Source organism: Microcoleus asticus IPMA8 (assembly GCF_013179805.1).
Taxonomy (GTDB): Bacteria; Cyanobacteriota; Cyanobacteriia; order Cyanobacteriales; family Microcoleaceae; genus Microcoleus; species Microcoleus asticus.
Genome location: NZ_SRRZ01000035.1, coordinates 1 through 12,189, shown reverse-complemented (window position 1 = coordinate 12,189; position 12,189 = coordinate 1). Strand labels below are relative to the sequence as shown.

Annotated in this window: 8 protein-coding genes; 5 read left to right on the top strand and 3 right to left on the bottom strand. The window is 42.8% G+C overall.

Going from position 1 to position 12,189, the window contains the following annotated elements:
• Positions 1-70: 70 nt before the first annotated feature.
• From E5S67_RS33330 to E5S67_RS11650, 3 genes are all read right to left on the bottom strand, one after another.
• On the bottom strand, positions 71-616 hold the full coding sequence (locus E5S67_RS33330; protein ID WP_246276741.1) for a hypothetical protein: 546 nt from the start codon (positions 614-616) through the stop codon (positions 71-73).
• Complete coding sequence (locus tag E5S67_RS33325; protein ID WP_246276740.1) at positions 571-1,434, bottom strand: helix-turn-helix domain-containing protein; 864 nt, start codon at positions 1,432-1,434, stop codon at positions 571-573. The genes E5S67_RS33330 and E5S67_RS33325 overlap by 46 nt, the downstream gene beginning before the upstream one ends.
• Before the next feature lie 413 nt (positions 1,435-1,847).
• Complete coding sequence (locus E5S67_RS11650) at positions 1,848-2,627, bottom strand: calcium-binding protein (protein WP_172187282.1); 780 nt, start codon at positions 2,625-2,627, stop codon at positions 1,848-1,850.
• A 507-nt stretch (positions 2,628-3,134) separates the two neighbouring features.
• Here E5S67_RS11650 and E5S67_RS11645 point away from each other — a divergent pair.
• The 5 genes from E5S67_RS11645 to E5S67_RS34720 all read left to right on the top strand — a co-directional run bounded on the left by E5S67_RS11645 (position 3,135) and on the right by E5S67_RS34720 (position 12,162).
• On the top strand, positions 3,135-5,522 hold the full coding sequence (locus E5S67_RS11645; protein ID WP_172187280.1) for a GAF domain-containing protein: 2,388 nt from the start codon (positions 3,135-3,137) through the stop codon (positions 5,520-5,522).
• Between the two features lie 297 nt (positions 5,523-5,819).
• Positions 5,820-11,276 (top strand): trifunctional serine/threonine-protein kinase/ATP-binding protein/sensor histidine kinase, encoded by a 5,457-nt coding sequence (locus E5S67_RS11640; protein WP_172187278.1) that lies wholly within the window; start codon positions 5,820-5,822, stop codon positions 11,274-11,276.
• A 111-nt stretch (positions 11,277-11,387) separates the two neighbouring features.
• Positions 11,388-11,528 (top strand): hypothetical protein, encoded by a 141-nt coding sequence (locus E5S67_RS11635; RefSeq protein WP_172187276.1) that lies wholly within the window; start codon positions 11,388-11,390, stop codon positions 11,526-11,528.
• Position 11,529: 1 nt separating this feature from the next.
• Entirely contained in the window at positions 11,530-11,823 is a 294-nt protein-coding gene (locus E5S67_RS34725; RefSeq protein ID WP_172187346.1) for a helix-turn-helix domain-containing protein, read from the top strand.
• Between the two features lie 117 nt (positions 11,824-11,940).
• Positions 11,941-12,162 (top strand): transposase family protein, encoded by a 222-nt coding sequence (locus E5S67_RS34720; RefSeq protein WP_172187344.1) that lies wholly within the window; start codon positions 11,941-11,943, stop codon positions 12,160-12,162.
• Positions 12,163-12,189 lie beyond the last annotated feature (27 nt).

Below are 12,189 nucleotides of genomic sequence, written 5' to 3'. Positions count from 1 at the left end.
CTAGAAGCCCACCCCACAAGCAAATTATTCATGTGTTGTGGAACAAGCATCTTGCCTGTTCTTAAAACTGCTATAAGATGTGAGTTTTTATGTATTCTGCGATCGCTGGTTGGACTGTGAAGATGGCGCGATCGCCTTTTTGGACTTTTTCGATTAATGACCTCAGTCTCAATGATTCGACGGCTTTTAAGAATTCTGAACGGGATAATTCGAGAAGGGCTGGCTTTTTGGATATTTCAACTTCTTCGATTTGATTTGCTAACCAGGACAGTACTTGTTTTTCGGTGTCTGACAAACGCTGAAAATGTTGGTGCAATAAATATTCTAACTCTCCTAAGACTAGGCTATTATAGGATAAAAATTTTGCAACTTTGCCACTAAATAAGTCTTTAATTGCAGCGGCTACTGTATTTAACCACAATGGATTGCCTTTGTAAAGCTCGATCAAGTCTGACCATTTTTCTGATTCAAGTAAACCTTTTTCTATAAATATTTCTCGCGCTGGTTCGCCTAAACTATTGAGTTTCCATGTTTGACAATTTTTCGGATGGCTTTCTAATTCTGCAATTTTTATGGGTTTTTCCAACTGAGCAAAACTATGCAATTGTTGTGGCATGATTCTACTATTTCTTTGAAGAAAGTGCCGTAATTTTCATATCCTGGTTGATAGTTTCCTGCTAGTTGTTGGCTGCTGAAGATTGTTTGCACGTCATCGAGTACAATCAGACAGTGGTAAGAACGCAAATAGTTGATTAAATATGGTAATTCAGTTTCTTGCTGCTCCGATAGGAATTTAATTATGTCGGTTTGGAGGGTTTGGAGGGGTGGGGCGTTGCGGAGGCTTCGCCAGATAATACAGTCAAATTCATATTGAATGTGTTGGATTAGTTGGAGTGCGATCGCACTTTTGCCGCTTCCGCTTAATCCTAAGATGCTGATGAGACGGGTGCGGTTTTCCAAAATCCATTGTCTGAGGGTAGAAAGTTCGGATGTGCGATCGAAAAATGTCGAGATTTCGGGTGCGTCGTCTAAGTCGATGCGGGGCTGTTTTGCTGTTGGTTCGGGGTTTTGAGGTGTTTTGGGCGATCGGGCTTTTTCACGACAAATGTTAAGCTTATTATTAACTGTTATACTCTCGCCTGTTATATTTTCAACAATTGCTGATTGATAATTATAAATTTTACCCTTTTCTAATACAGTCCTAAAATTTGCTTTAGTAATATTTTTTCCTAATTCTTTAGAAAGTATTTTCCAAAGTTGCGATCCGACATTTCTAACATGACTTGGACTTGAGTAAACTTCTTGAGCAATTTGCGTGTAAGTTGCGTCTTGTAAAGTTCCCCGCAGAATAGCTTCTTGCACGTAATCTAAATGCTTTCCCGTCTTAGCAAAAATTAGCTCATCTGCCAGTGTTAAAATTTCGGCAATATCCATAGATTAGGGAGAAGCTGGAGTTTACGCAATTCATTATACCTGACATTGCGTACATTTCGTATATTTCCGCCATTGCCAGCATTACTATGCCCTACTTTAGTTGTAGAGGTTCTAGGTTAACAACCTCACACTGCCTCCAGAAACACTTTCAAAGCTTTTTTTCCGATCTTTATAGGCATTTTTCCAAACAAAAACTATAGCTCCAGCTAAGGCTTCGACTCAGTATTTTCCCCATCAAACTCGGTTTCTGCGTGCGGGAATGTAAATGAATATCTAAAGGGATAACTGTTTTAATATCAATTCTGCAAAGTACGGTTGCTTAGAGATAGATTTTCGGCGATATGTAGGGACACGGCACTGCCGTGTCCCTACCCGGGACTAGGTATATCGCCCCTCTAATTCCCTACTAATAACTAAGCCAAAAACTGGAATTGAGAACCATTAATTGCCAAAGCAAATGGACTTGCCTGTTCAAAAGCACCGACAAGTTCAAAGTTATCCACATTTAAAACTACTCCCAAAATCAGTCCGTCTCTTCGATTGCGAATCACCATATCATTTACAAATCCGTCGTTTTCGTAAGCGATTAGATTGTCGTTTTCAAAGAAAAGGTCTATTTCTGTTAAACCGTCAGTCAAACCGATGCGATCGCCATCGTCAAACCTAAAATCTGTAATGATATCGGCTCCATTGACTCCAAATCCTTCGTTGCTTCTGAGCACAAATATGTCAGCACCGGCTCGCCCCGTGAGCACGTCAACTCCCCGATCGCCCGCTAAAAAATCGTTGCCTTCATTGCCGTCTAAATCGTCGTCTCCTTGCCCTCCCCGCAGGATATCGTTTCCGAAACCTCCAAAGATAATGTCATTTCCGGCGTCGCCCCTAACTACGTCGTTGCCATCATTTCCATCCAGGCGATCGTTATCTTTCCCGCCGTAAATTATGTCATTTCCGCCGCCACCGCCGATAACATCATTGCCGTTATTTCCTAACAGCCGTTCGTTGGAATCCGACGAACCTCCTATGGTATCGTTGCCGTCGAGTCCCCAAACTCCCCAGGGAAAAGACGACAAATTTCCATCCTCTACGTCAATCTCATCGGATGTAGCGAATCCCAAAAAACGCGGTCCCCCGCCCGCAAATACAGGAAATCCAGTCAAATCCCCGATGAGATTGTTAGTCGTTAAAGCCATAACTATGTCCTTTCATAAATGCTGTTAGCTGTATTATATATTTTAATTCTTGCATTGCGAAATAGCAAGTTTATTTGGATTGTTTGCCAATTTTTATTTACTAGATTAGTGACTTGTCACCTGCTTGCCAATTACCAATTACCAATTATCAATTACCAATTATCAATTACCAATTACCAGGGCTGTGCCTCATTCAACCCAAAGCTGCTATATATCTCACCTCTGAGTCAAATAGCATTAGTTGCTGACACTATCCGCTACTATCTACCGCTTATAATGGGTGTTACCCCCCAGGCGGTAAACACGTTAATATCACCTATAACGTCGAGGCTGAGAGGTTGTTTGTGGATAAAAGTCAAAGCCCCTGGGGCCCATCGTCCGAGAAAACACCCAGTTTTCCATACCCACACACAAACTTTACAAACAGGATCTAAGCTCTTTACAAAGCCATAATCGCCGATCGCTGACTTTTTTTGGCAAAATCCACTGCTTTCAGGTGTTTTACTCATGTCTACTCCTAAATCGTCTGCCCATCAAAACAACAGCAACTCCGTAAAATCACTGCCAGCGACAGATATCACCCCAACAGAGCAAGACAGTAACAATCTGCCGAGCGAACCAAGTATAGAACAGCTACTGGAAGCTTTGGCGGGTCAAGTACCCAGCCAATCTGCTGAAATTGAACGCTTGAAAACGTGGAAACAAGATTTAAAGCGACTGTTTCAATTTCTCGGCGACCGCCGCGTTTTAATCGCAGTAATGGAACCGGGAACTTTTGCCCTGCGTTATGCTAACGCGGCATTTTGTCGCTTGGCGGGTTGGGAGGGAACGTCCTTGGCAACTCAATCTACCAACGGTTGGTTTGCAGAAACTGACATCACTCTGCTGGAACTGTTCGAGGATTGGGGTGGCAAAACAGCAGAACAATTGTACCGCAGCCACCTTTTGCACTGGGTATTTAAGCAATATTATCAAGTTGACATCGACGGTTTGCGGGTGCTAGACGAACCCGTCACGGCGAGTGTAAAAAACCCCAAACGCCGAGAACCCAGATTTATTGAGTTTTGGCTGGGTTCGGAACAGTTAAAAATTACTCGAATTGACTCAAAAATAGATGAATTTGCGGATATTTCTTTAAGATTAATGCCTGTTGCGGAACGGGAAGCTTGGTTGATGCAGCCGAATCAACTAGAAAATTTAGCCGATCGATTGCATTTGGATAATTACCGCGTAGAAGGTTTGCTGCTGCTAGAAGGTTTTGATGTCACGGTGCAGGAGCAAATTCGGCGGCTGACTCAGTTATTGATCGATCGAGATTCGATGCTCGGGCCAGACAAATTTGAGAAAATCGATCGGTGTTTGCGATCGCTCTTCAATGCTGACGGCACTTTGCTGCTGCGGCCCGACGGCGATCAGGTACAGCTATTAATTGCAAAAGACGGCCAACATTTGCAGCCGATTCTTTATTCAATGCACTCGCTAGAAGCTTCTCACTTTTTGAAGGCCACAGCAGCAAATCAAGTTTGGAACGTGCCAGACTTGCGCAGGGACTGCGAAACCGAGTGCGATCGAACTTTGCGGAAAAGGGGGACTCGATCGATGTTGCTCGTGCCCCTGGTAGTCAAATCCGTCACCCGCGAGGGGTGCGGGCAGCGGATTTTGGGTGTCGTGGGGCTGTTGTGCGATCGGCCCAACCACTTCAACGGCATTGACGCTCAACACGCCCAAGAACTCATTCCCGCCTTCATTGCAGCCCTGCGGCAAGCCATCCAAGAGCGGTTTACCCACATTCACAACATCCACCCCGCAGTAGAGTGGCGGTTCGCCCAAGAAGCAGAAAGGCGAAGTTGGGGACTGCCCCCAGATACAATCGTATTTGCTGACGTTTATCCGCTGTACGGAATTTCGGACATTCGCGGTTCTAGCGACGAAAGAAACCGAGCCATTCAAACTGATTTGCTCGAACAATTCCGCTTAGGTTTAGTCGTAGCCGATGCCGTTTGCGAAACACAAACTACCCACCTCGGCGAGCAACTGCGGCTCGATTTGCTCGACTACATCCAGCATTTAAAACAAAAAGTAACAGTCGATATGGAGGTGCGAGCAACCGAATATTTAAACAACCGTTTAGAAGTATATTTTGACTATTTTGTGCAGTGTGCCCCCAGGGTTCAGGCAGCAGTTGAAGCTTACCGAGCAGCCTGTGAAAACGAACACAACTGCGTTTACAGCGATCGTACCCGCTACGACCAAATGCTAAACCTAATCAGCACCAAACTCCAAGAAATCTGGGCCCGCTGGCAAGAAAAAATGCAGCAAATTCTCCCCCACTACTGTGACATCGAATGCACCGACGGCATCGATCACATGATTTATGCAGGAAAATCGATCGACCCCAAATTCAGCCCGTTTCACCTGCACAGTTTGCGGTACGAACAACTGCGAGCAATTTGCGACTGTGCCCGCGCAGTTTTTCGCTTGCAAGCCGAGTCTCAAATTAACATGGAACTCACACATTTAGTCTTAGTGCAGAATACCACGATCGACATTTTTCACAACGAAAACACCGAAAAAATGTTTGACGTAAAAGGCACTCGCGACATCCGCTACGAACTCGTGAAAAAGCGGATCGAAAAAGCCGTTGACAAAGACGCACAAGAGCGGATTACCCAGCCGGGAATGTTAACGGTAGTTTATTCAACCGAAGACGAATGGGAAGAGTACCAACAATACTTGCGCTACTTGTCTCGCGAAGGTTGGGTAGAACAAAAAATTCAGACTGGCATGGTAGAATCACAACAAGGAGTCAACGGTTTGAAATTTGCCCGCGTGCGTATTTTGCCGGAACCAGAATCACTTTCTACTATCTGTGAAGTTACGGTTGTTACCGATTGAAAACCCGCTCAATTGCCTGTTTAAGGCGGAGTGCGATCGCTCCCATCCCCTCCTATTTTAAACGTAGTGCGATCGCTCCAATCCCCTTAAAAAAGCCGGAGCGAAATCATTCTGGACTCACAAGACCGATATTACATTTAAGATTTTTGTTGACACCCGCGAACACTGCCGCGTTGTCACTTAGTGTATCTTCGGTGTGATTTGGGAGCGAAAATTACACGATCTGAATCACAGCAAATCAAGATAAAGTAGTGTTAATCTAATGAAAATTAGCTCCTGTAATTAATAATTCAAGTTATGTTGAAATTCTCCAAATACCAAATCAATATTACTCTGCACGAAGGCGTCGAAACAATAATCTATCGCGGACAAACACCGACAGACGGGCCAGCAGCAATTCTGAAAGTCCTCAAAGCCGAATATCCAACACTCGAAGCCATTACCAGGCTCAAACACGAATATCAAATCCGCCAAAATTTAGACAGCGAACAAATCGTCAAAGCCATCAGTCTCGAAACATTTGACCACCGATTAGGAATCGTGTTAGAAGACTTTGGCGGGGAATCCCTCGCAAAACTGCTGGAAAGAGAGACGTTGAGCCTGCAAGCAAATTTAAACATCCTCATTCAAATAGTCAAAGCCTTACAATACCTGCATTTTCAGCACATTATTCACAAAGACATCAAACCCAGCAACATCATAATTAACTCGCAAACAAAACAAGTAAAAATCACCGACTTCGGCATTGCCACAAAACTGAACAAAGAAAACCCACAATTTAATAATCCCAACTCCGTCGAAGGAACCTTAGCCTATATGTCACCCGAACAAACCGGGAGAATGAACCGCACCCTTGACTACCGCACAGACTTTTATTCCCTTGGCATCACATTATATGAAATGCTGACAGGAAAATTGCCTTTCCCCAGCAGCGACCCCTTAGAAATAGTTTATAGCCACATCGCAGTTCAACCAATATATCCCCATCAAATCAATTCAGAAATACCTGTCGCCATCTCTGAGATAGTAATGAAATTGATGGCAAAAAATGCCGAAGATAGATATCAAAGTGCGGCCGGATTGTTAGCAGACTTAGAAAATTGTTTGCATCAGTTAGAAACCACCGGACAAATTGCCGACTTCATGCCCGGACGCTTAGATATTCTCAGCCAATTGTTAATCCCTCAAAAATTGTACGGTCGGGAAAATCAGGTTAATGAATTGCTAGCAGCATTTGAACGTGTAAGAGCGGGTTTAGCTAACAACTTGTTAGGAAAACCAGCAACCTTAGAACAAAACCCGCCTCCATCAGGAAGCAGCGAATTAATGCTAGTATCAGGCTACTCAGGCATCGGTAAATCAGCCGTAGTCAACGAAGTTAGCAAACCCATTACCCGGTCAAAAGGTTACTTCATTAGCGGCAAATTCGATCAATTAAAACGCAACATTCCTTATGCCTCATTAATCCAAGCATTTAACTCCTTGCTGCGGCAATTGCTAACAGAAAGTGCACTTTCATTAGAAATATGGCGCACTAAAATTTTAACAGCACTGGGAACAGACGGCCAAGTAATTGCCGATGTAATTCCCAAAGTTGAATTAATCATCGGCAAACAGCCAGAAGTCCCAGAACTCGCGCCCGTAGAATCCCAAAATCGATTCAATCGGGTATTCAAAGAATTTATTCGCGTTTTCGCCCAAAAAGAACACCCCCTAGTTATCTTTTTAGACGATTTGCAGTGGGCAGATTCAGCAACATTAAAGTTGATGCAAATACTGATAACTGACCCTGACCAAGAATATTTGTTGCTAATAGGTGCCTATCGAGACAATGAAGTTAGTCCGACCCACCCCTTAATTCAGACTGTAGAAGAGATTGAAAAGACGGGTACGGTTGTCAACAATATCGTGCTGCAACCGCTGGATTTAGAAAATGTGACTGAATTAGTCACTGAAACACTTAACACTTGCACAGAAAAAGTAACAAATCTAGCCGAGTTAATCTGGAATAAAACGGGCGGCAATCCTTTTTTCTTGACCCAATTACTTCAAGCACTTTATCAAGACTCTCTTTTAACATTTAAATTTAATCACGTTACAAATGAGGGAAGTCAAAGTGGCTGGTATTGGAGTATCGATGAAATCCAAGCCATTGGAATTACCGATAAAAGTGTGGTGGAACTGGTAGCTTCTCGCATTGAAAAGCTGCCCGAACCCACGCAAGAAGCCTTGAAGCTAGCAGCTTGCGTGGGAGATAAATTTGCTCTAGATGTGCTGTCACTTGTTAGCGAAAAGTCAGCTAATACTACAGCTACTGAACTTTATTCAGCTTTGCAATCAGGGTTAATTCTGCCCTTGAGCGATGCTTATCGTATTCCTTTAGTTTTCGATCGAGCCGAATCAATTAATCTCAAGTTAGACACATCGCGGGTTAGTTACAAATTTTTGCACGATCGCGTTCAGCAAGCCGCATATTCGCTAATTCCCGAAGACCAAAAGCAATCCACCCATTTAAAAATTGGTCAATTACTATTACAGAATACTCCACCAGACAAGCTAGAAGAAAACATCTTCGATCTCGTCAATCAATTGAATGTCGCAATTGACACGATTAGCCAGCCAGCAGAAAAGATGCAGTTAGCAAAATTAAATTTAACTGCTGGACGCAAGGCAAAAGCCGCGAGTGCTTATGAAGCTGCTGTTAGGTATTTGCGGGTGGCTATGGAATTACTGCCAGCGGATTGTTGGCAAAGTCAGTATGACTTAACATTAGCAATTTACGAGTCAACAGCAGAAGCTGAATACTTAAACATCAACTATGAAGGTTCAAAAAAGCTAGTTGATATTGTAGTGCAAAAAGCTAAAACCTTACTGGAAAAAGTGAATGTTTATCAACTTCAAATTCAGTCTTATAACGCTCAGAATAAACTTGTAGAAGCACTCTATACAGGACTGGAAGTCCTGAAACTGTTAGGCATTTCTTTTCCTCAAAATCCCAAGCCACTAAATATTGTGGCGGGACTGATTAATACAAAACTGAGCTTAGGATTGAAACGAATTGAGGATTTAGCTAACTTGCCAGAAATGATCGATCCCGAAAAACAAGCAGCCATGCGGATTTTATCAGGGATTCTCAGCAGTGCTGTTGCGGTCAAGCCCCAACTGGTACCGCTGCTGGCATTTAGGATGGTCAAGCTGTGCATTAAATATGGTAATTCGCCTTATGCAAGTATTGCTTACGTTTTTTATGGCGTAGTTATGTACAAGGTAGGGGACATTAGTTTGGCATATCAATTCGGTCAACTGGCAATTAGGATGTTAGACAAATTTCCCTCCCGTTCAATCAAAAGTAGAGTTTATACACCCTTTGGTTGCTTTATTAACCACTGGAAAGCCTCTGTCAAGTCCGGATTAGGCGATCTTAAAGAAGGTTTTAAAACTGGAATGGAAACTGGAGAGTTGGAATATGCTGGTTATTCTATAACTGAATATTGCTTCAAAAAACTGTCGATAGGAGAGCCTCTAGATTTGGTGGAGCAGGAGACTGGTAAATATATGAAACTAATGCAGCAATCTCAACTAGAATTTGCTGTACATTATATAAGTATAGGCAGGCAGACAGCCCTCAATTTGCGCGGTCAAGCTGTCGAACCCTGTCATTTAGTCGGTGAAAGATTTAATGAAGTCAAAACCCTCCCCATTTTAATAGAATCTCAAAGCTTTTTTTTAGTTAGTTTGGTTTATAATGCCAAAACTCAGCTTAATTTTATTTTCAGAAACTATGCGGAAGCCTTGGAAAATTCAAGGTTATTTGAGAAATATGAGGAGTCCGTAGCCGGATTTTATGTAGTTGCTCTGAATAATTTTTACTTTTCTCTCAGTCTGCTCGCTTTGTATCCCCAAGCTGAGAAAGGGGAACAAAAGCAAAACATGAAAAAAGTTGGACAAAACCAAAAAAATATGAAAAAATGGGCAGTTCATGCTCCCATGAATTATCAACACAAATACGACTTGGTAGCTGCGGAAAAAGCGCGAGTTTTAGGGCAAAATACCCAAGCAATGGAATTGTACGATCGCGCAATTGATGGAGCCGCAAAAAACGGTTACATTCAAGAGGAAGCATTAGCCTATGAATTAGCAGGAGAATTTTATCAAGCTTTGGGCAAAGAGATAGTTTCTCAAGCATATCTGACTAAAGCCTATTATGGATATATCCATTGGGGAGCCATAGCTAAAGTTAAACACTTAGAATCAACACATCCTTTCTTAGCAGCACAGACGCGCACAATTCAAACCCCAACCCTCGATGTCACCCGCACTACCACTGGAAATACTACCAGTAGTAGTTTAGGCGAGCTCTTAGACTTAGCTACTTTTATTAAGTCGGCGCAAGCCATTAACGGTGAAATTGTTCTAGAAAAATTGTTGACAAAATTAATCAAAATTATTTTAGAAAATGCGGCGGCTCAAAAAGTTGTGCTGCTGCTGCTGAAAAACGATATCCTCTGCATAGAAGCTACTGGCAGTTTTGCGGAGGATAAAGTGACACTTTTACCCTCTATTCCCGTAGAAAATCGTCAAGATGTTCCCCTGTCTGTGATTAATTACGTACACCGCAGCCAAAAGCATCTGGTTTTAGACAATGCGACTGTCGCCGAACCTTTTAAGGTGGATACCTACATTCAGAAATATCAACCAAAATCAATTCTATGTTTGCCGATTATTTATCAATCTCAGCGGCGGGGTATAATTTATCTAGAAAATGCTTTGACAGTAGGAGCTTTTACAGCAGAGAGAGTAGAAGTCTTCAAAGTGTTAATTGCTCAAGTTGCTATTGCCGTAGAAAATGCTGGTTTGTACGCGCGCGAGCAAGAGAAATCTCAACAGTTAGAAAAATCTTTCAATGAACTGCAACAAGCACAATTGCAGCTAATTCAAGGTGAAAAAATGTCTGCTCTGGGCAATCTGGTTGCTGGTGTCGCTCACGAAATTAACAATCCAGTCGGTTTTATTTCGGGGAATATTACCGAAGCTAATGCGGCTGTGGGCGATTTAATTAGCCACTTGAAGTTATATCAGGAAGAAGTGATTAATCCTAGCTCAAAAATCGCACAGGATGCTGAGGATATCGATTTAGAGTATCTTATAGAAGATTTACCGAAAATGCTGGGGTCGATGAAAGTTGGGTGCGATCGCATTCGCAATATTAGCACTTCTCTCCGCACGTTCTCCCGTGCGGACACCACCCGAAAAGTGTCGGCAGATATCCATGAGGGAATTGATAGCACTTTAATGATTTTACAGCATCGATTGAAAGCAAATCAAGACCGTCCGCTGATTCAAGTAGTTAAGGAGTATGGCAATATCCCGAAAGTTAAGTGTTATTTGGGACAGTTGAATCAGGTGTTTATGAATATTTTGGCAAATGCGATCGACTGTTTTGAGGAAGCAAATAAAGTTCGGAGTTTTGCGGAGATTGGACTGGCGCCTAATATCATTACCATCAAAACAGAGATGGATGATGACAATCAAACTGTTGTGATTAAGATTAGAGATAATGGCAGGGGAATTCCCAAAGAAATTTTAGCGCATATTTTTGACCATTTATTCACTACCAAAGGTGTTGGGAAAGGTACGGGGTTGGGGTTGTCTATCAGCCGCCAAATTGTGGTAGAAACCCACGGCGGCTGTTTGAGTTGTGATTCTGTTGTGGGTGAAGGGACGGAATTTACGATCGCCCTGCCGTTGAGTTAACTCATATGTTGCACCATTTTCATGAACAGGCTTTCGGGCCTGTTCCACAAAAAACCTCTTGCAAAAGTCCCCAACGCCGGGCAATAGTAAGGTGATTGAGAGGAAAAACTGATGACTTACGAACAAGTGCAAAGTTTAAAGCCAGAAGCCTTCAAGCGATTCTGTGGCGTTGGGTCTACAACTTTTGATGAAATGGTGTCAGTAAAGCGAACAACAGCAACTTCAGAAACGCAAACCCGGTCGCCCGCCTAAACTGAGCTTAGAAGACCAGGTACTGCTGGCATTACAATATTGGCGAGAGTACCGTACCTACTTTCACATTGCTCAAAGCTGGAACATCAATGAATCCACTGCGTTCAGGATCGTCAGACACGTAGAGGAAACATTCATTCGTTCAGGTCGGTTTAGCTTACCCGGAAAGAAAGCACTGCTGCAACCGGACTCAGTTTTAGAAGTAGTTGTGGTCGATGTGACCGAAAGCCCAGTCGAGCGTCCAAAAAAAAACAACGACAAGTGTTTTCCGGCAAAAAGAAGTATCATACATTGAAGTAGCAATTAGTGGTCAATCAAAAGACGGGAGCAATTATCTGCAGAGCTTCGTGGTAAAGGCAGAAGGCATTCCTTGTGACTATTCAAGAGCAGTAAAGTCAGGCTAGCAACTACAATTAAGCTTTGGCGTGACAAGGGTTATCAAGGAATTGCCAAACTTCATGCCAATAGTCAGATCCCTACTAAAAAGCCCAAAAGCTCTAATTTATCTCAGGTTCAACGGCAGGAAAACCGTACTCTGGCAAGCCAACGAATTATTATTGAACACGTTAATACAATACTCCGGACAGTTTTTAAGCAGCTAAAGTACCATAAGACAAGACTGAAGGAAGGTTAGGGTGATTTAAAATCAAATCCCGGTCTA